Annotated in this window: 26 protein-coding genes; 16 read left to right on the top strand and 10 right to left on the bottom strand. The window is 72.3% G+C overall.

Features of this window, described 5'->3' with window-relative positions; genetic code table 11:
• Window positions 1–6 precede the first annotated feature (6 nt).
• Window positions 7–393, top strand: a complete 387-nt coding sequence (locus ACQEVJ_RS23200) for an alpha/beta fold hydrolase (protein ID WP_433104267.1) — start codon at window positions 7–9, stop codon at window positions 391–393.
• Window positions 381–809: an alpha/beta fold hydrolase gene (locus ACQEVJ_RS23205; protein ID WP_433104269.1), complete on the top strand. Its 429-nt coding sequence runs from the start codon at window positions 381–383 to the stop codon at window positions 807–809. The genes ACQEVJ_RS23200 and ACQEVJ_RS23205 overlap by 13 nt, the downstream gene beginning before the upstream one ends.
• 151 nt (window positions 810–960) lie before the next feature.
• Here the strand turns inward: ACQEVJ_RS23205 and ACQEVJ_RS23210 are convergent, their stop codons facing one another.
• The 4 genes from ACQEVJ_RS23210 to ACQEVJ_RS23225 form a co-directional block, all read right to left on the bottom strand.
• Complete coding sequence (locus tag ACQEVJ_RS23210; protein WP_433104271.1) at window positions 961–1,950, bottom strand: NAD-dependent epimerase/dehydratase family protein; 990 nt, start codon at window positions 1,948–1,950, stop codon at window positions 961–963.
• A gap of 5 nt (window positions 1,951–1,955) precedes the next feature.
• Entirely contained in the window at window positions 1,956–2,492 is a 537-nt protein-coding gene (locus ACQEVJ_RS23215) for a GNAT family N-acetyltransferase (RefSeq protein WP_433104273.1), read from the bottom strand.
• A 372-nt stretch (window positions 2,493–2,864) separates the two neighbouring features.
• Window positions 2,865–3,164, bottom strand: coding sequence for a DUF4865 family protein (locus tag ACQEVJ_RS23220; protein ID WP_433112925.1), 300 nt, complete (start codon window positions 3,162–3,164; stop codon window positions 2,865–2,867).
• 28 nt (window positions 3,165–3,192) lie between these two features.
• Window positions 3,193–3,750, bottom strand: a complete 558-nt coding sequence (locus ACQEVJ_RS23225; protein ID WP_433104275.1) for a TetR/AcrR family transcriptional regulator — start codon at window positions 3,748–3,750, stop codon at window positions 3,193–3,195.
• Window positions 3,751–3,887: 137 nt separating this feature from the next.
• Between ACQEVJ_RS23225 and ACQEVJ_RS23230 the strand changes: the two genes are divergently transcribed.
• Window positions 3,888–4,550 carry a lysophospholipid acyltransferase family protein gene (locus ACQEVJ_RS23230; RefSeq protein WP_433104277.1) on the top strand — a complete coding sequence of 221 codons (663 nt, stop codon included), beginning with the start codon at window positions 3,888–3,890 and terminating at the stop codon, window positions 4,548–4,550.
• 96 nt (window positions 4,551–4,646) lie between these two features.
• Window positions 4,647–6,233, top strand: coding sequence for a penicillin-binding transpeptidase domain-containing protein (locus ACQEVJ_RS23235; protein ID WP_433104279.1), 1,587 nt, complete (start codon window positions 4,647–4,649; stop codon window positions 6,231–6,233).
• A 58-nt stretch (window positions 6,234–6,291) separates the two neighbouring features.
• Here ACQEVJ_RS23235 and ACQEVJ_RS23240 read toward each other — a convergent pair whose 3' ends face one another.
• Together ACQEVJ_RS23240 and ACQEVJ_RS23245 are read right to left on the bottom strand one after the other, a co-directional pair.
• A complete protein-coding gene (locus ACQEVJ_RS23240) occupies window positions 6,292–6,474 on the bottom strand; it encodes a hypothetical protein (protein ID WP_433104281.1) in 183 nt (60 codons plus the stop codon).
• Window positions 6,475–6,644: 170 nt separating this feature from the next.
• Entirely contained in the window at window positions 6,645–6,902 is a 258-nt protein-coding gene (locus tag ACQEVJ_RS23245) for a DUF3040 domain-containing protein (protein WP_433104283.1), read from the bottom strand.
• A gap of 135 nt (window positions 6,903–7,037) precedes the next feature.
• Here ACQEVJ_RS23245 and ACQEVJ_RS23250 point away from each other — a divergent pair, with 135 nt between their 5' ends.
• Window positions 7,038–8,135 carry an Rv2578c family radical SAM protein gene (locus ACQEVJ_RS23250; protein ID WP_433104285.1) on the top strand — a complete coding sequence of 366 codons (1,098 nt, stop codon included), beginning with the start codon at window positions 7,038–7,040 and terminating at the stop codon, window positions 8,133–8,135.
• A gap of 155 nt (window positions 8,136–8,290) precedes the next feature.
• On the opposite strand, the gene ACQEVJ_RS23255 is transcribed toward ACQEVJ_RS23250, so the two are convergent.
• Complete coding sequence (locus ACQEVJ_RS23255; protein ID WP_433104287.1) at window positions 8,291–8,902, bottom strand: TetR/AcrR family transcriptional regulator; 612 nt, start codon at window positions 8,900–8,902, stop codon at window positions 8,291–8,293.
• Window positions 8,903–9,062: 160 nt separating this feature from the next.
• Between ACQEVJ_RS23255 and ACQEVJ_RS23260 the strand changes: the two genes are divergently transcribed.
• From ACQEVJ_RS23260 to ACQEVJ_RS23275, 4 genes are all read left to right on the top strand, one after another.
• A complete protein-coding gene (locus ACQEVJ_RS23260) occupies window positions 9,063–9,716 on the top strand; it encodes a CatB-related O-acetyltransferase (RefSeq protein ID WP_433104289.1) in 654 nt (217 codons plus the stop codon).
• A 49-nt stretch (window positions 9,717–9,765) separates the two neighbouring features.
• Window positions 9,766–11,040 (top strand): erythromycin esterase family protein, encoded by a 1,275-nt coding sequence (locus tag ACQEVJ_RS23265; RefSeq protein ID WP_433104291.1) that lies wholly within the window; start codon window positions 9,766–9,768, stop codon window positions 11,038–11,040.
• Between the two features lie 111 nt (window positions 11,041–11,151).
• Window positions 11,152–11,877, top strand: coding sequence for a class I SAM-dependent methyltransferase (locus ACQEVJ_RS23270; RefSeq protein ID WP_433104293.1), 726 nt, complete (start codon window positions 11,152–11,154; stop codon window positions 11,875–11,877).
• A 95-nt stretch (window positions 11,878–11,972) separates the two neighbouring features.
• Window positions 11,973–13,355, top strand: a complete 1,383-nt coding sequence (locus ACQEVJ_RS23275; protein ID WP_433104295.1) for a glycosyltransferase family 4 protein — start codon at window positions 11,973–11,975, stop codon at window positions 13,353–13,355.
• Window positions 13,356–13,430: 75 nt separating this feature from the next.
• Here the strand turns inward: ACQEVJ_RS23275 and ACQEVJ_RS23280 are convergent, their stop codons facing one another.
• On the bottom strand, window positions 13,431–14,192 hold the full coding sequence (locus ACQEVJ_RS23280; protein ID WP_433104297.1) for an SDR family NAD(P)-dependent oxidoreductase: 762 nt from the start codon (window positions 14,190–14,192) through the stop codon (window positions 13,431–13,433).
• Window positions 14,193–14,425: 233 nt separating this feature from the next.
• Between ACQEVJ_RS23280 and ACQEVJ_RS23285 the strand changes: the two genes are divergently transcribed.
• Window positions 14,426–15,265 carry a helix-turn-helix transcriptional regulator gene (locus ACQEVJ_RS23285; RefSeq protein ID WP_433104299.1) on the top strand — a complete coding sequence of 280 codons (840 nt, stop codon included), beginning with the start codon at window positions 14,426–14,428 and terminating at the stop codon, window positions 15,263–15,265.
• On the opposite strand, the gene ACQEVJ_RS23290 is transcribed toward ACQEVJ_RS23285, so the two are convergent.
• Window positions 15,247–16,206, bottom strand: a complete 960-nt coding sequence (locus ACQEVJ_RS23290) for a helix-turn-helix transcriptional regulator (RefSeq protein WP_433104301.1) — start codon at window positions 16,204–16,206, stop codon at window positions 15,247–15,249. The genes ACQEVJ_RS23285 and ACQEVJ_RS23290 overlap by 19 nt on opposite strands.
• A 42-nt stretch (window positions 16,207–16,248) precedes the next feature.
• Between ACQEVJ_RS23290 and ACQEVJ_RS23295 the strand changes: the two genes are divergently transcribed.
• The 5 genes from ACQEVJ_RS23295 to ACQEVJ_RS23315 all read left to right on the top strand — a co-directional run bounded on the left by ACQEVJ_RS23295 (window position 16,249) and on the right by ACQEVJ_RS23315 (window position 20,466).
• Window positions 16,249–16,983 carry an alpha/beta fold hydrolase gene (locus tag ACQEVJ_RS23295; RefSeq protein ID WP_433104302.1) on the top strand — a complete coding sequence of 245 codons (735 nt, stop codon included), beginning with the start codon at window positions 16,249–16,251 and terminating at the stop codon, window positions 16,981–16,983.
• Window positions 16,984–17,091: 108 nt separating this feature from the next.
• Complete coding sequence (locus ACQEVJ_RS23300) at window positions 17,092–17,991, top strand: ABC transporter ATP-binding protein (protein WP_433104304.1); 900 nt, start codon at window positions 17,092–17,094, stop codon at window positions 17,989–17,991.
• A complete protein-coding gene (locus ACQEVJ_RS23305) occupies window positions 17,991–18,716 on the top strand; it encodes an ABC transporter permease (protein ID WP_433112928.1) in 726 nt (241 codons plus the stop codon). Before ACQEVJ_RS23300 ends, ACQEVJ_RS23305 begins: the two co-directional genes overlap by 1 nt.
• Window positions 18,717–18,739: 23 nt before the next feature.
• Entirely contained in the window at window positions 18,740–19,864 is a 1,125-nt protein-coding gene (locus ACQEVJ_RS23310) for a sensor histidine kinase (protein ID WP_433104306.1), read from the top strand.
• Window positions 19,861–20,466 carry a response regulator gene (locus ACQEVJ_RS23315; RefSeq protein ID WP_433104308.1) on the top strand — a complete coding sequence of 202 codons (606 nt, stop codon included), beginning with the start codon at window positions 19,861–19,863 and terminating at the stop codon, window positions 20,464–20,466. The genes ACQEVJ_RS23310 and ACQEVJ_RS23315 overlap by 4 nt, the downstream gene beginning before the upstream one ends.
• Window positions 20,467–20,470: 4 nt before the next feature.
• On the opposite strand, the gene ACQEVJ_RS23320 is transcribed toward ACQEVJ_RS23315, so the two are convergent.
• On the bottom strand, window positions 20,471–20,914 hold the full coding sequence (locus tag ACQEVJ_RS23320) for a VOC family protein (protein WP_433104310.1): 444 nt from the start codon (window positions 20,912–20,914) through the stop codon (window positions 20,471–20,473).
• 21 nt (window positions 20,915–20,935) lie between these two features.
• On the opposite strand from ACQEVJ_RS23320, the gene ACQEVJ_RS23325 reads away from it, so the two are divergent.
• The gene (locus ACQEVJ_RS23325; protein WP_433104312.1) at window positions 20,936–21,508 is read left to right on the top strand and encodes a CGNR zinc finger domain-containing protein; all 573 of its coding nucleotides are present in this window, start codon (window positions 20,936–20,938) and stop codon (window positions 21,506–21,508) included.
• The last annotated feature ends 292 nt before the right edge of the window (window positions 21,509–21,800 follow it).

Genomic DNA, 21,800 nt, shown 5'->3' on the forward strand with positions numbered 1-21,800 from the left:
GCAGAAATGCGAACGATCAATGTGGGAGAGGGCGGCATGGGACGACCGTCATCGGAGACAACGGCCCCGCCACTGGGGCGTCTGCACGACGTCGGGGAACGGCGGCTGATGCTGCACCGCTCGGGCTCGGGCGGGCCGGGCGTGGTGTTCCTGCCGGGCGCGGGCCTGGTGGGCCCCGACTTCCTGAACGTGCAGGAAGGGGCCGCCGCGTTCACCACGAGCGTGCTGTACGACCGGGGCGGCACGGGCTGGAGCACCTCCGTGCCCCTCCCCCGCGGCGCGGCCGAGGTCGCCGTCGAACTGCGCGACCTCCTGCGGGCCGCGGCGGTTCCCGGTCCTGCGCCGGGCTGGCCGAGCGGATGCGGCCGGACCCGGCGCGGATGCCGGAGCTGACCGACGAGCAGCGCCGGGCCGCCCGCGAGGCGTACGCCCGCCTGTACGCCGAGTGGCCCGCGCCGGTGCGCGAGGCGCTGATCGACCACCACCTGGCGTCGTGGCGGACGAGCCTGCGCGAGACGGAGAACTTCGAGACCGAGGTCTACGGCGAGCTGCGCGACGGCGGACCGCTGCCCGACGTCCCGCTGATCGTGCTGAGCGCGGGAGGCGTCAACCCCTACTGGGCGCGGTTCATGCCGGAGGAGGTGATGCGTGAGGCGCACGACGGGGTGCGCGCCCTGCACGCGGCGATCGCCCGCTCGGTGCCCAGGGGCGAGCACCGTGTGCTCGACGGCGCCTCACACCAGCACCTGCACATCGAGCGGCCCGGCGAGGTGCTGCGGGCGATCCGCGACCTGACGGCCGCCGTCTGAGCGTCACACGGCGGCGCGGATCTCTTCCAGCAGGACCGCGAGGTCGGCCTCGGTCGTGTCCCGGTGAAGCAGCGCAGGCACGCGGGGCCGCCGCGCAGCTCCGCTTCAGCAGCCCTTTCGTGCCACCTCGCGCAGGTCGTCCGTCATGGCGTCAGGACGCCGACCGCCGCCAGGCGTCGATCACGGCGCGCTCCTCGGCGGGGTCGAGCCCGGGCGGGAACGCGGGGCTCTCGCCGGACCCGGTCAGCCACGCCCAAGTGTCGGCGACGGTCTCCACCACCGGACGGCACCGCAGCCCGGTGGCCAGGGCCCGGCCGACGTCGGTCCGGATGAGCCCGGCCTGCTCCGGACCGGGCGGGATCCATCCCGGCAGTGCCGCCCACCGGTCGATCCCTGCGGCCTCGATCGCCTCGGGCTCGATCCAGACCAGCTCCGCCGGCCCGCCGGCGACGGCGACCGCGGACTCCAGCAGGTCCCGGGTCGTGGCGTGCCCCTCCGGGTTGACCAGGTTGACCGGGCCCGGCACGCCGCGCTCGGCCGCGTCGAGGAGCCAGGCCGCGAGGTCCCGTACGTCCACGTAGCGGAACGGCTGGTCGGCCGGGCCGGGGGCGAGGATCTCCCCGCCTCGCGCGGCCCGCAGCAGCCAGTGCGGCAGCCGTCCCGGGAGCTCGTACGGCCCGAGGATCAACCCGGCCCTGGCCAGTACGGCGCGGTCGCCGAAGGCCTCCTCCACGGCGAGCTCGCCGCCCCGCTTGTTGGGGGCGTAGTCGATGTCCTCGGCGTCCGCGGACGCCTCCACCGTGGGCCAGTCCTCGTTCAGGCCGGCCGGCGTCGGGGACGCGTACACCGCCCTGCTGGAGACGTACACATACCTGTCCGCGCACCCGGCCAGCGCGCGGGCGCTGTCGCGCACGACCCGGGGCGCGCCGGCCCAGGTGTCCACCACGGCGTCCCACCGGCCCTCGGCGAGCGGGGCCAGGTCGGCCGGGCGGAGCCGGTCGCCGGTCACCGCCTCGGCCTCGGGATGGGCCCACCCGGCGAGCCCGCGGGTGAACGTGGTGACGTGCCAGCCGCGCTCCACGGCGGCCGTGACCACCCACCGGCCGACGAACGTCGTGCCGCCCAGCACCAGCAACCGCATGCCGCTCACCCCTGCCTCCGGATCCGGTACAGAACGTGGCGGCGCAGCGGGTGACCCTCGGGAAGCACCGGATGGTCGAAGTCCCCGGCGACGTCGTGAATCATCCCGAGCCGCCGCATGACCGCCTGCGAGCGGACGTTCGGCACCGCCGTGAACGAGACGACCTCGGTCAGGCCGACCCGGCCGAACCCGTCCTCCAGGGACGCCCGCGCCGCCTCCGTGGCGTACCCCCGCCCCCAGGCGGAGCAGGCGAGCCGCCAGCCGATCTCCACGCACGGCGTGAAGTGCGCGGTGAACCTGGGGACCTGCAGTCCGGTGAAGCCGATGAACTTCCCGTCCGCCTCGACCGCCCACCAGCCGAACCCGCGCTCGTCGAAACCTGCCTCGATGCGCTCGACCAGCGCGTCGCTCTCCTCCCGGGAGAGCGTGGCCGGGAAGTGCTCCATGACGACAGGATCGCTGTTCAGGGCGGCGAAGGGCTCCTTGTCCTCCTCCCGCCAGCGCCGCAGCACGAGCCGTTCTGTTTTGATCAAATTCGCCACTCGCCGACGATAGTGCACACAGGCTTGGGCCGCTGATGACGGACCCTGATGCGGGGGGCGGGAGAAAGCAGGGGCGGAAGTCGGCTAAAGTCGTTCTTGGCCGATGTGGTTTGTGTCCCCCGGGCCGCAATCACTGCCTTCACGGAATACCGTTCGGCTGGAGCCGTGTTGTGCATCTCGCCGAGGAGGCGACCGCCACATCGGCCCTCGACGTGGGCGCCCCGCGAGACTCGTTCTCGCGGGGCGCCGTGTCGTTTCACCAGGCCCGGCCTCGGGGCAGGCTCGCCAGGCCGGGCGCGGACAGGTGCCGCACCTCGTAGCGTTCGGCGCCGGCATGGGCGGCGGACGCCTCCCGCTCCCACAGCGCGAACGTCAGCAGCCGCCCTCGACGGCCAGCCCCGTCCAGTGCTGCACGACCGGCCGGCCGAAGTCGCCGACGATGCCCTGGAAGCCGCCCCCGCCGACCAGGAACTCGCCCATCCGCCCCGGATCGTGCCAGAGGTAGAACGGCGCGTACTGGTTGACCGGCGACCCGGCGACGCCCCGCTCGCGGATCAGGTAGGCCTTGAGGCCGAGTCCGGCCCGGTCGTCGAGGGCGTGGCCGCGGGTGGCCACCCGCTCCCGGATGATCGTCATGTCGTGGTCGGCGGGCAGGGTGATCTCGTACTGCATCGCGTACACGGCGGCCTCTTCCTGCGGGTCAGGGGCGGGACAGCAGGGCGAGCACCCCGTCGACGGCCTGGTGGAACGGCTCGGGCGAGCCGGCCGCGCGGGCCAGGACGTATCCGCCCTGCAGCACCGCCACGACCGTCGCGGCGGTCGGTGCGGGATCGAGACCGGCGTCGAGTTCGCCCCTTTCACGCCCCTCGGCCAGCACCGCCGCGAGCCGGTCGCGCAGCCACGCGAACGTCTCCTCCACGGGCCGCCGCAGCACCGGATCGGCCATGACGTCGGGGTCCTGTGTGAGCCGGCCGATCGGGCAGCCCCGCAGCACCTCCCGCTCGCGCCGCAGGTAGGCCGACACGCGCTCGACGGCCGTGCCAGGGCCGTTCAGGATCTCCTCCACGCCTGCGCGCATCTCCTCCGCCGTACGGCCGATCGCGGCCAGCGCGAGGTCGGGCTTGCCGGAGAAGTGGTGATACATGCTGCCCTGCCCGGCTCCCGCCCGCTGCTGGATGGCCCGCGGGCTGGTCCCGACGTAGCCACGCTCCCACAGCAGTTCGCGGGTGCTCTCGATCAGGCGGTCCGGCGTGCTCATGCCGTACATACTAGTAGGTACAGCAGAGTATTGGTGAAGCCGCACAAAACACGAGGGAGTGTGTTGCAGGGGTCATACACCTGAACGGTGGTCCGGGCGGCCTAGGGTATGTCCGTCGGACCGGAGAAGGAGAGGCCGTGCTCTACCCCGCCCTGAAGCTCATCAGCGTTCCCGTCATGCACGCGCTGTGGCGGCCGCGGCTGGAAGGCCTCGAGCACGTCCCCGCGCACGGGCCCGCGATCCTCGCCTCCAACCACCTGTCCGTGCTCGACTCGTTCTTCATGCCGGCCGTGGTGCCGCGGATGGTGCGGTTCGTGGCGAAGAAGGAGTACTTCACCGGCAACCCCCTCGTCGCGGCGTGGATGCGCGCGATGGGGGCGATGGAGATCGACCGGGAGAACGTCTCCGCCGCCCAGGACATGCTCGACGCCGCGGTGGAGGTGCTGAAGGCGGGCGAGTTGTTCGGCATCTACCCCGAGGGCACCCGCTCCCCCGACGGCCGGCTGTACCGGGGGAAGGTCGGCGTGGCCTGGCTCTCGCTGACCACCGGCGCCCCGGTCGTTCCCGTCGCCATGCTCGGCACCGAGAAGGTGCTGCCGCCCGGCACGTCGGTGCCGCGCCTGCACAGCATCGGCGTGCGGTTCGGCGAGCCGATGACCTTCACCGGCGACCCGGGCAGCGCCAGGGACCGGCGGCGGGTGACCGACGAGGTCATGGCCGCGATCCAGCGCCTGTCCGGCCAGGAGTACGTCTCCCGGTACGGCGCCAGCGTCAAGGGCGCCGGCGAAGCAGGAGTGTAAATAACGATTTGGCCCCGCTAGGCTCTGGTCCCGACCGCAGGGCCGTCATTGGGGGTGCGCGTGCCGCGAGGACGTACTGTCGCGATCTCGGCCGCCGTGGCCGTTGTACTGGCCGGGGCGGCCGCCGGTGGCGCCTACTACGTGCTGCACACACGCGGCACGCCGCAGGAGACCGCGGCGCGGTTCACCGCGGCCTGGTCGAGGGGCGACCTCGCGGCGATGAAGGCCGAGCTCGCCTCACCCGCCGCCAGCTTCGACGCGGCGTACGCCGAGCTCACCAAGAACCTCGGGGTGGCGAAGGTCGCCGTCCGCGACGTGCGGGCGGGCGGGGCGAAGGACGACCGGGCGACCGCCTCCTACACCGCCACGGCCACGGTGAAGAGCGTCGGCGACTGGACCTACAAGGGCTCGCTCAAGCTCGTGGTCAAGGACCACTACTGGAAGGTCGACTGGTCGCCGTCCGCGGTCCACCCCGCGCTCGACGGGACCAACCATCTGGCGCTGAAGACGTCGTGGCCGCAGCGGGCGCGCGTCACCGACGCCGACGGCGACCGCATCGACGGCGGCGACGTGGGCGGCTCGGTGCAGCAGCTCGTCGGCTACCTGGACAAGGCGAAGGACGAGGACGTCGAGAAACTCGGCACCGCCTACAAGAAGGGCGACGCCGTGGGCCGCGGCGGCCTGCAGGAGACGTTCCAGAAGCAGCTCGCCGGCACCCCCACCACCGAGATCCAGGCGGTGGGTCAGAGCCGGAAGACCCTGCACACCGTCAAGGGCTCCCCTGGCAAGGACCTGCGGACCAGCCTCGACCTGAAGGTGCAGAAGGCCGCCGCCGACGCGGTGCGCGACCTGGACAAACCCACCTCGCTCGTCGCCGTCAAACCCTCGACGGGCGAGATCCTCGCCGTCGTGAACAACAGGGGCGGCTTCAACCGCGCGCTGGACGGCAAGTACGCCCCCGGGTCCACGTTCAAGACGGTCACGGCCGCCGGGCTGCTGGCCGAGGGACTGACCCCGTCGAGCCGGGTGACCTGCCCCAAGGAGGCGGTCGTCGGCGGGCTGAAGATCCGCAACTCCGACCACGAGGCGTTCGGGTCGCTGTCGTTCCTCGACTCCTACGCCCACTCGTGCAACACGACGTTCGCCCCGCTCGCCGCCCAGAAGCTGGGCGCGCGCAAGCTGTACGACCTGGCGACGGACCTGGGCTTCAACCGGCCGCTGCGCATCGGCGTCCCGGCGACCCCCGGCAGCATGCCGAAGGCCACCAGCGACGCCGAGCTCGCCGCGGAGTCGTTCGGGCAGGCCAGGATCACCGCCAGCCCGCTGGTGATCGCGACCGTGGCGGCGGCGGTGGCCGACGGCTCCTGGCGGCCGCCCACCCTGGTGCCCTCGCTGGAGCAGAAGACCGCTCCCAAGGAACTTCCGGAGGAGGTCGTCAAGAGCCTGCGGTCGATGATGCGGGCGGTCGTCAGCAAGGGCACCGCCCACGCCGCCGGACTGCCCGCGGGGACGGCGGGCAAGACCGGGACCGCCGAGTTCGGCACCGGACCCAAACTCGACTCGCACGCCTGGTTCATGGGATTCCGCGGCGACCTGGCCTTCGCCGTCGTCGTGGAGGCCGGCGGCATGGGCGGCGAGGTGGCCGCCCCGATCGCCGCGCACTTCCTCAAGTCCCTGTCCTGACGTCAGGTCAGGGCGAGCCCGTCCCCGCGCTGCGCGCCGCGCTCCCCCGGCCCGTCCTTCACATGGTGCGGCGGCTGATCGCGGCCTCGAGGTTGTCGAGCTCGTTGCCGCGATGGGCGCGGTGCTGCCGCGTCCGGGTTTCGTCGTGGAGGGGATCGACCGTCATGAGCAGATTCGTGCGGTCGCCCGCGGGCTCGATGTCGATGGTCGTCAGGTGCTCGTACCGCTCGTGGCCGGGCACGAAGTCGATCAGTGACAGGTAGGCGAGGCGGGTCGGCGGTGGGACCTCGGTGAACGTCTTACGAAACTCGGCTTCCTTGCCGACCGACTGGCCGAAACCACGCCCTTCGTCCGGACAGAGCCCGGCTGCGCCGGCACATGACGGGCGCCGTCACCGGCCGCGTAGCGCCGCTAGACGGGGAGCGCGGCGGCGTCGTGCCGCAGAGCCATGACCAGCAGGGTCGCGATCAACGTGGCGATGAGCAGCCAGCTCACCGCGATGATCACGGTGGAGCGGCCCGGCCGGTGGCGGCCCGCGCCCCGCCCCTGTCGCCCTCGCCCCGCACGGCCGTTGAACGACTCGAGTCTGGCCGCAAGCTTCGGGTCCTCGTCGGTGAGATGCTGCTCGATCATCGCCAGCATCCGCTCTTCGTCCTGCGACCAGGCCATCGCGCAACTCTCCCAGAACGCAAGGTATGTGCCGACGTTCTGCCCAACGATGAAGATCGTTAGCCGTTTCCAGGGCCGCGATTTACGACGCATTGCACGTTGCGATCTCCATCGAACCTCTGTTCTAATCGAAAGGTGCGATGGGACGGGCTGCGCCTCGACGTAGGTACGGACACGGGGGACAGCGGGCATGACAGCAGGCGTGGCGAGACGACGCCCCTGTTCGCCCGGTCGGCCGTGGCGCGGACCTTCGACACCCCGGAGTTCCGTGGCGTCACCTTCTACGAGATCCAGGCGCGGTCGATCATCAACCGGGTTCCCTCGGCCAGCCGGGTTCCGTTCGAATGGACGATCAACCCCTACCGTGGCTGCACCCACGCGTGCACGTACTGCTTCGCCCGCAGGACGCACGAATACCTCGACCTGGACTCCGGGCGGGACTTCGACTCGAAGATCGTCGTGAAGGTCAACGCCCCCGACCTCGTACGCAGGGAGCTGGCGGCGCCCCGGTGGGGCGGGCACCCCGTCGCGATGGGGACCAACGTCGACTGCTACCAGCGGGCCGAGGGTCGCTACCGGCTGATGCCGGGCATCCTCGCGGCCCTGCGGGACGCCCGCAACCCGTTCTCGATCCTCACCAAGGGCTCGCTGATCCTGCGCGACCTCGGGCTGCTCGCCGAGGCGGCAGAGGTGACCGACGTCAGCACGGCCGTCTCGGTCGGATTCACCGACGAGTCGCTGTGGCGGGCCGTCGAGCCGGGGACGCCCTCGCCGCGCAAGCGGCTGGAGGTGTGCGCCACCCTGAACGAGCACGGCATCCCGTGCGGCGTGCTCATGGCGCCGATCCTCCCCTATCTCTGCGACTCCCCGCGGGCGCTGGAGACCACCGTGCGCAGCATCGCCGAGACCGGCGCGACACACATCACACCGATCGTGCTCCACCTGCGGCCGGGCGCGCGCGAGTGGTTCATGGCCTGGCTGTCGCGCGAGCACCCCCGGCTCGTCCCCCGCTACCTGGAGCTGTACGGCCGGGGCGCCTACGCCCCCAAGGCGTACCAGGAACGGATCGGTCAGGCCGTGCGCGCGCTCGCCCGCGAGCACGGCATCGGCCGGTCGGCCCCGCGCGGCGATCGAGCAGCAGGGGCTCGCGGCGCCCGTGGGCACCGGCCCGGCGAGCGCCCCCTCCCCCCGCCCGCACCGGCCACGACGCCCGAACAGCTCACGCTCCTTTAGGTGGCCGCGCTTTCACCCGCGCGCGGAGATCTTCTCTGAGGAGATCCGCGTGCACCCGGCGCGCACAACGCCACCGAGCGGCTTTCCGGCTCCTGGTCCGTGGTCGAGCAGCGCGCGTACCGATGCGGATCGGCCGGGCGGCCGGACCGGGCCCGTCAGGTGTCGCCGACCGGCGGGGGCTCGGCGAAGGCGCCGGCGGATGCGGCGAGGGCCGCGGTTCTGGCCGCCTGGCCGGGCAGGTCCGGATCGGGTGGCGTGCGGAGAAGCACCAGCTGGTGATACAGGGGCGCGGTGGCGGCGATGAGCAGTCGCCGAGCGCCGGTGCGCGGCGGGAGTTCGGCGCGCTCGACTGCCCGGCGGACGATGACCTCGCAGCGGGCGTACCGGTCCTCCCAGAGCCGCCGTTGGGCGTGGTCGGCCTGCTCGGAGCGGAACGAGGCGGCGATCAGGGCCGCCATGATCGGCGGCTGCGCGGTCAGCGCGTCCTGGATCTCGTGGTTCAGCGCCGCCAGGTCACCCTCCAGGGAGCCGGTGTCCGGGGGTTGCCAGGCGTCGTCGCCCGCCGCGTCCAGGACGTCGGCGAGCAGGCCGCCGACGTCTCCCCAGCGCCGGTACACCGTCGCGCGGTGCACACCCGAGCGGGCGGCGACGGCGTCCATGGTGAGCCCGTCATAACCGTGCTCTCCGAGCTCCGCGAGGACCGCGTCGAGCACCTGCCTGCGGATACGGGCGGTGCGGCCGCCGGGACGGCGCCGGTGCGGTGGCACGGGCCGGGCGCTGCCCGGTTGTGGTGCTGAAGAAGTCATGGCTGGTGGTCCGGTTGCTCGGTGAGACGACGGCGTGGCAGGATCTTAACGCACCAACTGTCGCAATAGTGGAGTAATCAATGTTGTTCCCAAGCGTTCGCCGGGAAGGAGACGACTGGTGATGCCGACTGTGCCGGCCGACCCGACCGTGCTGCATCCGATGCCCGGGCAACCGCGGGTGGTGCTGCTGAAGCCGCTGATCACCTCACCGCTGATCGAGGTCGGAGAGTTCTCCTACTACGACGACCCGGATGATCCGACCGCCTTCGAGACCCGCAACGTGCTGTACCACTACGGGCCGGAGAAACTGGTCATCGGGAAGTTCTGCGCGCTGGGCGAGGGCGTGCGGTTCATCATGAACGGCGCCAACCATCGCATGGACGGCCCCTCGACGTTCCCCTTCCCCATCATGGGCGGTTCCTGGGCGGAGCACTTCGACCTCATCACCGGCCTGCCCGGACGGGGCGACACCGTGGTGGGCAACGACGTGTGGTTCGGATACCGGTCCATGGTGATGCCGGGCGTACGGATCGGCCACGGAGCGATCATCGCCTCCGGGTCCGTCGTCGTCGACGACGTCCCCGACTACGGCATCGTGGGCGGCAACCCGGCCAGGCTCATCCGCCGCCGCTACAGCGACGCGGACGTCGAGCGCCTCCTGGCCCTGGCCTGGTGGGACTGGCCGCTCCAGCACATCACCGAACATCTGCGCACGATCATGTCCGGAAGCATCGACGACCTGGAGAAGGCGGCGCCGGCGTCTTCTCACTCATAATCCAGCCGCTTCAGAGTTCCAGCACTTCGTTCGGAATCGAGTCATCAGAATGCCCGCCTCGTCCCCCCACAACCCGTTCGCCGGCTGGCTTCGCGCCCATGCCGTCCCGCTCACTCACCTCGACCCGGCAGCGCCGCTCGACGACCTCGAGCCGCTGCGCGAGGTCATCGGCGGCGCGCGCGTCGTCGCGATCGGTGAGAACTCCCACTTCATCACCGAGTTCTCGCTGCTGCGCCAGCGCCTCCTGCGCTTCCTGGCCGAACGCTGCGGCTTCACCGTCCTGGCCTTCGAGTACGGCTTCAGCGAAGGCTTCCCCCTCGACGCCTGGGCCCAGGGCCAGGGGACGGACGACGACCTGGCGGCCCAGCTCGCCGCGGCCATTCCCGTGGGAGTCGAAGAGCCGCTGCGCTGGATACGCCGGCACAACGCCACCGCCGAGGCGCCGTTGCGCTTCGCCGGGATCGACATCCCCGCGGCCGGTGGCTCCCTGCTGCCCGCCCTGGCCCCCGTCGCCGACTACCTGCGCCAGATCGACCCCGAGGCCCTCCCGCTGGTCCAGCAGGCCATGCGGATCGCCGAGTCGTTCGCCGGGGCGTCCGCAGCCTCGGCCGCGCCGGCCTGGACCCGCTTGGCCGCCGCTGAACAGGACGCTCTCAGCGCGATCCTGATGCGCCTGCTCATCCGGTTCCGCGCCGTCGAGGTGCTGTACGTCTCCCGCGGCGACCGGCACAGTTACGACATCGCCCTGCGCCGGCTCGAGGCCGCCTGCCACGCCGACTACGGCTTCCGTGCCATGGCCGGCCTGTACGCCGGCACCGGCCTGACCGCCGACACCTCGGCCCGGGACGTCTACATGGCCGGGTCGGTCCTGTGGCACCTGGAGCGCTTCGGACCAGGGACCCGCATCGTGCTGGCGGCCCACAACGCCCACATCCAGAAAACGCCGGTCTCCTTCAACGGCCACCTCACCGGGCTCCCCATGGGACAGCACCTCTACCACTCCCTGGGTGATGACTACGTCGCCCTCGCCCTGAGCAGCATCACCGGACACACTGCCGACATGCGTCCTGACGAGAACGCACGCTTCGGGTTCGCCGTCGACAACACCAAGCTGGAGCCGCCCGAGCAGGGCAGCATCGAGGCCGCCTTCGCCGATGCCGGGCTCGGGCTGAGCATCGCCGATCTCCGCCGGGCGCGCCACGAGGTCCCCGGCCCCGACCGCATCCGGATACAGAGCGCCTACGTGCACACCCCCGTCCTCGAGGCGTTCGACGGCATCCTCACCACCCCGGCCTCCACTGTCTCCGGCGACATCCAGATGTGAGGACCCGGTCTTCCGGGGGGCTGGACGGGGCCGCGAGCGCGCCGGACCTATGACGTGCGCCCCTTTCCGACGGCGCGTTCCGGCCCTCCTTGCGGTTGTAGCCCCGGACGCGTGTCCGTGCGGATACGATCGGCGGCCGTGGAGGACGACGCCCAGGACGCCGAGGACGCCGAGGACGCCGAGGACTTCGTCCGCGCGCACACCAGGCTCGCGGCCGTGCCGTACGTGCCGGAGGTCCGGCTGCGTCTGATCACGCCGGGCGCCGTTCCGGGTGCCGTGCCGGACGCGGGCGGCGACGACCGCATGTACGAGTTGTGGGAGCGCGCCGGGCGGCTGCCCTTCTGGGCCTGTCCCTGGGCCGGTGGGCAGGCGCTGGCCCGTCACGTGCTCGATCACCCCGAGATCGTGCGGGGTCGCACCGTCCTCGACCTCGCCACCGGCTCGGGGCTGGTCGCGGTCGCCGCCGCGCTGGCCGGTGCCGCCCTGGTCGTCGCCAACGACGTCGACCCCTACGCGCTGGCGGCGGTCAGGGTGAACGCCCGCGCCAACGGCGTCGCGGTGCGGGTCGCCGGGGGCGACCTGCTCGACGGGACGCCGCCCCAGCAGGTCGTGCTGGCCGGGGACGTCTACTACGAGGAGCCGCTGGCCCGGCGGGTCACCCCGTTCCTGTCCCGGGCCGGCGGCGATGTCCTTATCGGGGTTCCGGACCGCGCCTGCTCCTATCTCCCTGAAGGCGTGTTCGAGCAGGTCGGCGTGCACCAGGTGCCCACCTTTCTGGAGGACGCCCCCAGCAAACGGACAGCCATATATCGGCTTTCCAAGCACTGTGTGACCTAGTTCACAACAACGCGGACACTGCCGATTACGTCATAGGGAAGGGGATCTTCGTCTGACACGAACGGGGCGTGACTGTGTCTTCTCTTCACCGCAGGGTGGCAAGGAAAGCGGCCAGGGCGGTCGTACGGGCGCTGGAGGCCCGTGACCGGCAGCGTGCCCGGTCGGCGCCGCCGCCCGACGGTCACGAGGTCCGCATCCTGCTGCTGCACGCCAACGGCATGGGCGGCACGATCCGGACGGTCTTCAACCTCGCCGGCTATCTGGCGCGCACCCACGACGTCGAGATCGTGAGCGTCGTACGGGAACGCGAGGAGCCCTTCCTCCCCGTCCCTCCCGGAGTGCGCGTCCGCTACCTCGACGACCGGCTGCCCCGCCGCAAGGGCCTGCTGTCGCGGTTCCCGAGCAGGCTGGTGCCGAAGGACGAGGCGGCCTACCACTGGTTCACCCTGCGCACCGACCTCAAGCTGGTCCGCTACATCCGCTCCCGCCGCCGGGGCATCCTCATCGGGACCCGGCCCGGCCTGAACCTGATCGCCGCGCGCTTCGCGCCCCCGGAGATCATCACGGTCGCGCAGGAGCACGGGAACCTGTCCTCGCACCAGCCGCTGGTGCGCAAGCAGATCACCCGCAGGTACGGCAGGCACGACGCGGTCGTCACCCTCACGCAGGCCGACCTGCGCACCTACGAGCGGTCCTTCGAGAAGACGCGCAGGGACCGCCCCGCCGTGCTGGCGCAGGTGCCCAACGCGACGCCGCGCCTGAACGGCGGCGTCTCTCCGCTCACCGCGAAGACCGTCGTCACCGTGGGCCGCCTGACCTGGGGCAAGGGCTACGACCTGCTCATCCGGGCGTGGGCGCACGTGGCGGCGCGGCACCCGGACTGGACGCTGCGGATCTACGGCGGCGGCCCCCGGCAGGAGAAGCTCCAGGCGTCGATCGACAAGCGCGGGCTCTCCGAACGGGTGTTCCTCGAAGGCCCGGCCGAGGACGTCGGCGCCGTCCTCGATGACGCGTCGATGCTCGTGCTGAGCTCCCGCCACGAGGGCATGCCGATGGTCATCCTGGAGGCGATGAGCAAGGGCGTCCCGGTCGTCAGCTACGACTGCCCGACCGGCCCCAAGGAGATGATCAGCCACGGCCACGACGGGCTGCTGGTGAAGCCGGAGAAGATCCACGCGATGGCGGACGCCATCTGCACGCTCATCGAGGACGAGGACCTGCGCCGCCGGATGGGCGCCAACGCGCTGAAGACGGCCGCGCGCTACGACCTCGACGTCATCGGCGCCCGGTGGGAGGACCTGCTGTCCGGTCTGGTGGCCCGGCGGCGCGGTCTCCCGCCCGGCGACCCGCTCACGCACGGACCGGCCGGGACGGGCGAGCACGACGCCGGGGAACGGCCGGGGCCTCTCGACGCCGCCGCGCTCGACGTCAGCCGTACGCCGGACGGACTGACGGCACGCCTCGGCCAGAACGGGTGAACCACAGGCGGGCGACCGCGTCACGGGCGATCAGGAGCACCGTCCGGAGCACCGCCGGCGGCTCCAGGGCCACGGTCACAGGAAGATGCCGCCGGAGACCTCGACGCGCTGACCGGTGATCCAGCCGCTCTCATCGGCGAGCAGGGCGCCGATCGCGCCCCCGACGTCGGCGGGCTCCCCCACCCGCCCCAGCGCGGTCTGCGACGCGAGGATGGCGCGGAACCCCGCGTCGTCCCGCATGACGCCGCCCGCGAAGTCGGTGCCGACCGGGCCGGGGGCGACGGTGTTGACCGTGATGCCGCGCGGCCCGAGTTCCTTGGCGAGGTATCGCGTCAGCACCTCCACCGCGCCCTTCACCGACGCGTACGCCGCCTGCCCCACGCTCGCGAACCTGGTCAGCCCGGTCGACAGGTTGACGATCCGGCCGCCGTCCGCGATGAGGGGCAGCAGCTTCTGCGTGAGGAAGAAGACGCCCTTGAAGTGCACGTCGGTCAGGGCGTCGAACTCACTCTCGGTCGTGTCGGCGAACGCCGCGGTGACCGCGATGCCGGCGTTGTTGACGAGGTAGTCGAACTCGTCCCGGTCCCACCGCTCGCGCAGGGTGCGGCGCAACTCGTCGGCGAAGCCGTCGAATCCGGCCACCACCGCGGTGTCCAGCGACAGCGCCGCCGCGGTGCGGCCGAGCCGGGTCACGGACTCGACGACCTCCTCGGCCTGGTCCTTGCCGGCCCGATAGGTGACGACGACGTCGACGCCGCGCTCGGCGAGGGCGAGGGCCGTGGCACGCCCGAGGCCCCGGTTGCCACCGGTGATGAGGGCGATTCGCTGAGAGGTCATGATGGAAGCTCCTGGTCATCGGGGACACGGCCCCCGGCGGGGCCGTCGCGCTCAGTTCACCGGGCCGCGCGCCGGGCTGCCACGGCCCACATGTCCACGGCTCACATGTCCACGGCCCACGCAGCCTCGGCCCACGCAGCCGGGGCCCGCGTATCCGGGGATCGGCAGGCCGTGGATACGCGGCGACCGGCACGGAAGGATGAGCGGGGACGGGAGAGGCAAGGAGACCGAGGGTGGACCGCGAGGGACTGGCGGACTTCCTGCGCAGGCGCAGGGAGGCCCTGCAGCCCGAGGACGTCGGGATGGTCCGCGGGCCGCGCCGGCGCACCGACGGGCTCCGCCGCGAGGAGGTGGCCGCCCTCTGTGGCATGTCCAGCGACTACTACAGCCGGTTGGAACGCCGGAGAGGGCCGCAGCCGTCGGAGCAGATGCTCGCCGCGATCGCCCGCGGGCTGCGCCTGACCCTCGCCGAGCGCGACCACCTCTTCCGGCTCGCCGGGCACAACGCACCTCAGCGGGCGCTGCGGGGCGACCACGTGAACCCGGGGATCATGCGGGTGCTCGACCGGCTCTGCGACACACCCGCCCTGGTCACGACCGCACTCGGCGAGACGCTCCGGCAGACCCCGGCCGCCGTCGCCCTGTTCGGCGACCAGACCGTCTTCAGCGGTCTGGCGCGCAGCGTCTTCTATCGGTGGTTCACCGACCCGGCCGAACGGCGCCTTTACCTGGAGGACGACCATCCCCGGTACGGACGCGTGTTCACCGCCCTGCTGCGGGAGGTCTCCACGCGCGAGGGGCCCCGCTCCCGCGCCGCCGCTCTCACCCGCGACCTCCTCGGCCGCAGCCCCGAGTTCGCCGCGCTCTGGGACAGGCACGAGGTCGGTCTCGGGCACCCGGACACCAAGCGGCTGCTGCACCCGGAGCTCGGCGTGCTGGAACTGCAGTGCCAGACGCTGCTCGACCCGGACCAGTCGCAGTCGCTGCTCGTCTACACGGCCACGCCGGGCACCGAGAGCCACGACAAGCTGCGTCTGCTCGCCGTCATCGGCAGTCAGCGCCTCGGGGCCTGACCGGCCCACTCCTGCAGACGACGGGCGAACGCCCGCACCTCCTCGCGCAGCTCCGGCGGCCCGACCACGGTGAACGGCACGCCGAGGCCCGCCAGCAGCTGGGCCATGCCGTCCAGCCGTTCGGCGCGGCCGGTCACCCGCACGCCGCCGTCCGCCGGGGTGAGCGCCGCCACCGTCGGCGGGATCCGCCGCCGCGCATCCTCCATCGTCGTGGCCAGCACCACCTCGACCTCGTACCGGTACGGGACGCCGGCCAGCGACTCCATGACGTGGGCGACCGCGTCGAACTCCCCCGGGGCGGGAAACTCCTCCTCCGTCGTCTCCGCCCGGCCGATCCGGTCGAGCCGGAACGTCCGCACCTCACCCCTGCGGTGGTCGTGGCCGGTCAGATACCAGCGGCCCGAGTGGAACACCAGCCCGTAGGGATCGACCGTCCGCTCGCTGTCCTGTCCCCGGTACGACCGGTAGGCCAGCCGTACGCGGAGACGACGGCGGGCCGCGTCGGCCAGCGTCAGCAGCGTGGCGCCGCTCGGCCGGGAGGTCGTGGCGGAGCGGGCGGTCAGGCCGACCATGTCCTCGACGGCGCCGACCCGGTCGCGCAGGGCGTCGGGCAGCACCCGCTGGATCTTCGCGAGCGCGCTCTCTGCCGCCCCCTCGCCCACCGTCAGGCCCACGCGGCGGCCCGCGAGCAGCCCGAGCACGACGGCGGTGGCCTCGTCGCCGGTCAGCATGAGCGGCGGCAGCCGGTATCCCGGCATGAGCCGGTAGCCGCCGTAGCGTCCCCGCTCGGCCTGCACCGGGATGCCGAGATCCTCCAGCCTGCGCACGTAGCGGCGCACGCTCCGCACGTCCACCTCCAGGCGCTCGGCCAGCTCGGGACCGGTGAGCCCCGGCCGGGCCTGCAGCAACTCCAGGAAGGCGAGAACGCGATTGGTCGACATAACAGGACCGATTCTGCCCTGATTCGGCTCTAGCGTCGACGCATGACGACATACGTACTTGTCCCTGGTTTCTGGCTCGGCGCGTGGGCGTGGCGGGACGTCACCGCCGCCCTCCGGGGAATGGGGCACGAGGTCCACCCCCTGACCCTCACCGGCCTCGCCGACCGCGCCCACCTCGCCTCCCCCGCCCTGGATCTGGACACCCACATCCGCGACATCACCGGCCTCGTCGAGGCCGAGGATCTGCGCGACGTCGTGCTCGTCGGCCACAGCGGGAGCGGCGCCGCGGTCACCGGGGCCGCCGCCCGTGCGGCCGGCCGCGTGAGCCGGGTCGTGTACGTCGAGAGCGGCCCGGTGCCGGACGGCATGGCCCAGCTCGACCTGACCGGGCGGGAGTTCGTCGAGAAGCGCGTCGTGGACGGCTGGCGCTACCCCATGCCCTCCTGGGACGAACTGCAGGAGTCGGGAGCGAGCCTGGAGGGGCTGGGCGAGCGCGAGCGTGGGCTGATGGCCGCCCGGGCCACCGACCAGCCGCTCGGCACGATCACCCGGCCCCTCGCCCTGGGCGACGCCGCCGCCGCGTTCGCCGCGCTGCCGAAGACGCTGGTGAGCTGCTCGTTCCCGCTCGCGCAGGTCAAGGAGCTGATCGCGACCGGGCATCCGGCGTTCGCGCCGCTCAGCAAGCCGGAGTGGGAGCTGCGTGAGCTGCCCACCGGCCACTGGCCGATGCTCTCCCGTCCCGGCGAGCTGGCCGTGCTCCTCGCCGAGATGGCCTGACCAGCCGACGCCTTTACATTGTAGATTCCCTGGGTGGGACATTTGTCCTGCCCAGGGCCGTATCGATCGATCTACCTGGGCCGGAGGCGCCCGCCTACCGTCGTCCCCGTGACCACGAAAACCTCCGACGCCGTGGCCCTGACCTCGGCGACCAAGCGCTTCGGCCCCGTACGGGCCGTGGACGGGCTCACGCTCGCCATCCCCCGCGGCCAGACGGTGGCCCTCCTCGGCCCCAACGGCGCGGGCAAGTCGACCGCCATCGCGCTGCTGCTCGGGCTCCTGCCGCCCGACTCCGGGCGGGCCGCGCTGTTCGGGCTCGACCCCGAGCAGGCCGTACGGCAGGGCCTGGTGGGCGCGATGCCGCAGGAGGGCGGCCTGATCCCCCGGGTCACGGTCCGCGAACTGCTGGCCTTCGTGGCCGGGACCTACACCGCTCCCCTCCCCCTCGACCGGGTGCTCGCGCTCGCCCGGATCGCAGACCTGTGCGACCGCCGGGTGGACCGGCTGTCCGGCGGGCAGGCGCAGCGCGTGCGGTTCGCCATGGCGGTGTGCGGCGACCCCGACCTGATCGTCCTGGACGAGCCCACCGCCGCGCTGGACGTGGAGGCCCGGCGCGAGTTCTGGGACGGCATGCGCGGGCTGGCCAGCCAGGGCAAGACCATCCTGTTCAGCACCCATTACCTGGACGAGGCCGACGAGCACGCCGACCGCGTCGTCGTGCTCGGCCACGGCAGGGTGATCGCCGACGGCACCAGCGCGGAGATCAAGCGGGCGGCGGCGCTGACCACGGTGAGCGTGTCCGCCGACGGCGAGTCCGCCTGGCTCGCGGCCCTGCCGGGCGTGCGCCACATGGAGATCAGGGGCGGCCGGGTCCATCTGCGCAGCGGCGACTCCGACGCCACCGTCATGGCCCTCGCCCGCGCGGGCGCCGTACGCGACCTGGAGGTGGTCCCCGCGGACCTGGAGGACGCCTTCGTCGCGCTGACCAGCGAAACGGAGAGTGTGTGATGCTCGGATACGTACGGCTCGAACTGATCAGGACCATGCGCGACGGCGGCTACGTGATCTTCGGGATCGTGATGCCGGTCGTCATGTACCTCGTCTTCACCAACCTCGGCCTGGCCCCCGGCGACCGGCACGACGCCGCGATCTACACGATGGTCAGCATGGCCGCGTACGGCGCGCTCGGCAGTGCGTTCAACAACGGCAGCGGCATCGCCGACGACCGGGCGGCCGGATGGCTGCGCCAGTTGCGCCTCACCCCGCTGACCCCCGCCCAGGTCGTGGCAGGGAAGGTCGTCAGCGGCGCCGTCGGCGTCGTGCCGAGCATCGCGGCCGTGCTGCTCGCCGGCGTGCTGGTCAACCACGTCACGCTCGCGCCGCAGCGGTGGCTGGCCATCGTCGTGCTCCTGTGGGCGGGGACCGTGCCGTTCTCCCTGCTCGGCCTCGGCAACGGCTACCGCCTGTCGGCCCAGTCGGCGGCGATGGCCAACATCGCGACCATGCTGACGCTGGCCATCCTCGGCGGCCTGTGGGTGCCGGTCGAGAAGTTCCCGTCCTGGCTGCGGGCGATCGCCGAGTGGACCCCGTCGAACAGTTACGCCGGCCTGTCCTGGCGGATCGCGTTCGGCGACGTCCCCACCCTCCGCCAGGGCGCCCTCCTGTCGGCGTGGCTGCTCGTCTTCGCCGTCTACGCGGTGTACGGCTACCGCCGCGCCGGGCGCCGGGCCTGACCGGTGTGACATCCTCTGTGCCGATGACGAGCGAACGCGACACCTGGATGGACCCGCTGAGGGAGGGCGAGCGCGGCCCCGACGCCAAGGGCATGTACCTGTGGGCGGCCGCGACGGCGGCGCCCGTGTGGGACATCGCGCACGGCCGGTCCCATCCCCTCTGGCTGGCCTGGCCGGCCGCGCTGGCCGCCGCCGGGCTCTACGTGGTCACCACGCACTTCGCCTTCGCCGACCGGCGGCGCGCCCTGCCGGTGCTCGGGCTGCTCGCGGTGGTGGTCCTGGCGTCCGCCGCCGGGTTCCGCCACAACTGGCTCTACCTGATCGTCATGCTGGCCGTCGCCACCGGGATCGCCGTGCGCGGCAAGATCCTGCCGGTGATGCTGATGGCCGAGTGCGCCGCCGCACTGGCCGTGGCCGTAGGGGCCGACGCATCCCTCACCGGCGTCCTCTCTTTGATCTGGGGCACGTTCACCGCGGGCCTCATCCCGGCGATCATCATCCGGCTGTGGGAGGCCATCCGCGAACTCCAGGCCACCCGCGAGGAACTCGCCCGGGCCGCGGTGACCGAGGAGCGGCTGCGTTTCTCCCGCGACCTGCACGACCTGCTTGGACACACCCTCTCGGTCATGGTCGTCAAGGCCGAGGCCGTACGCCGGCTGTCGCGGGTGGACGCGGACGCGGCGGCCGGGCAGGCGGCCGACATCGAGCAGATCGGACGGCAGGCGCTGACCGAGGTGCGGGCCGCCGTCACTGGCTACCGCGGCAGGGGACTCACCGCCGAGCTCGACTCCGCCCGCGCCGCGCTCGCGGACGCCGGCATCGAGGCGACCGTCCGCACCTCCTCCGTACGGCCCGATCCCGAGACCGACGCCCTGCTCGGCTGGGCCGTGCGCGAGGGCGTGACCAACGTCGTACGGCACAGCCGTGCGTCGGCGTGCGAGATCGGCCTGCGCGACGACGACGGGCTCCTGGTGCTGGAGATCCGCGACGACGGCCCGCCGAAGAAGGCCCACGGGCACGGCAACGGGCTGATCGGCCTGCGCGAGCGGGTGAAGGCCGCCGCCGGCACCGTGGAGACCACGGCCCCGTCGGACGGAGGATTCCTGCTCCGGGTGGCCGTGCCGTACGCGAAGGAGGACGGTCAGTGATCAAGGTGCTGCTGGCCGAGGACCAGGGCATGATGCGCGGCGCGCTGGCCCTGCTCCTCGGCCTGGAGGAGGACATCGAGGTCGTCGCCCAGGTCGGCCACGGCGACGAGGTGGTGGACACCGCCCTGCGCACCCGGCCCGACGTGGCCCTGCTCGACATCGAGATGCCGGGCCGCGGCGGGCTGGAGACCGCCGCCGACCTGCGCGAGCGCCTGCCCGGCTGCGCCGTGCTCATCCTCACGACGTTCGGGCGGCCCGGCTACCTGCGCCGCGCCATGGAAGCCGGGGCGCGCGGGTTCCTGGTCAAGGACGGCCCGGTCGAGGATCTCGCCGACGCCGTCCGCCGCGTGCTGCGCGGCGAGCGGGTCATCGACCCCGTCCTCGCGGCGGCCGCGCTCAGCACCGGCCCGAGCCCGCTGACCGACCGGGAGCGGGACGTCCTCGCCGCGGCGGCCGACGGCTCGACGATCTCCGACATCTCGGCCCGTCTCCACCTGTCGGAGAGCACCGTGCGCAACTACCTGTCGTCGGCCATCGGCAAGACCGGCACCAGGAACCGGATCGAGGCCGCCCGCCTGGCCCGCCACAACGGCTGGCTGTAGAGGTTCACTGCACGTCGAACTCGTTGCCCTCAGGGTCGGCCATGGTCACGTGGTGGCCCCCGGGCTCCTGGACGGTGCGCAGCACGGTGGCGCCGAGCGCCTTGAGCCGGTCCACCTCGGCGTCCCTGCGCTCGGGGCCCGCGTGCAGGTCGATGTGCAGGCGGTTCTTGCCGGCCTTCGGCTCGGGGACCGCCTGGAAGAGGATCCTGCGGCCCAGGCCGGTGCCGCTGTCCGGATCGACCGGGTCGTCCGGGTGCCGAACGGCCCGCAGCGTCCGAAAGGCCATGTGGTCGGGGGTCACCGCCTCCTCCCCCACGATGCCGGCGGCCAGGAGCCGGCCGACCACCGCGCTGTTGTCCTCCACCTCATAGCCCAGGGCCTCCGCCCAGAACGCGGCCTGCGCGTGCGGGTCGGCACAGTCGATGACGAGCTTCCATTCGAGAGTCATGTAACCCTTTATACTGGTTACATGAGCCTGACGCTACATCCACGCCACGGGGCCTCCTTCCGCTTCGATCCGGGAGCCCTCTGCCTGGAGTTCCTGGTCAGCGGCGGCGTGGGCGTCTACGCCCACTACGAGACGCTGCACGAGCCGGCCGACCTGGCCCGATGGGCCGCCGTGTCCCGGCTCGGCCTGCAGGATCTGGACACGACGGCTGTCGACCTCGCCGGAGCGAAAGCCCTGCGCACCGCCCTGTGGGGGCTGGCCGGCGACCGCGTCCACGGACGCGCACCGCGGCAGGCGGACGTGGACGCGGTCAACCTGGCGGCGTCGGCGCCCCCGTTGACACCCGTGATGACGGCGGACGGGCTGCGGTCCTGGGCCGTCCCGGCGACCGGAGGCCAGGTGGTCGCGACCGCCGCGAGGGACGCGATCGAGCTGTTCACCGGCCCGTACGCGGACCGCGTGCGGGAGTGCGCGGGGGACAACTGCGCCCTCATCTTCGTCGACACCTCACGCCCTGGAAGCAGGCGCTGGTGCTCCATGGAGCGGTGCGGCAACCGCCACAAGGTCCGCGCGCACCGCTCCCGCGAGGGTTGATGCGGCACCCGACATCCAGGTCCGCGAGCTCAACGACCTCGTGCAGAGCTACCAGCAAGTGTGCGAGCTCGGCTTCGACATTGCCCTGTCCGTCGGCCGGCACACCGACGACAGGGAACTGTCCTACTACGCCCGCACCCCCTCCGGCTCCGTAGCCGCCACCAACCCAGGCCGTCGAGACGGTCGGATGCGCCTGGTGGTCGGGGACCAGCAGCGCCGCCATGTAGCAGCGGTCATGGGTGTCGCCAAAGGCGCGCTCTCCTGCTGCCCCGATCACCGGTTGCGCATTCTT

This window comes from Microbispora sp. CA-102843 (genome assembly GCF_050936215.1).
Taxonomy (GTDB): domain Bacteria; phylum Actinomycetota; class Actinomycetes; order Streptosporangiales; family Streptosporangiaceae; genus Microbispora.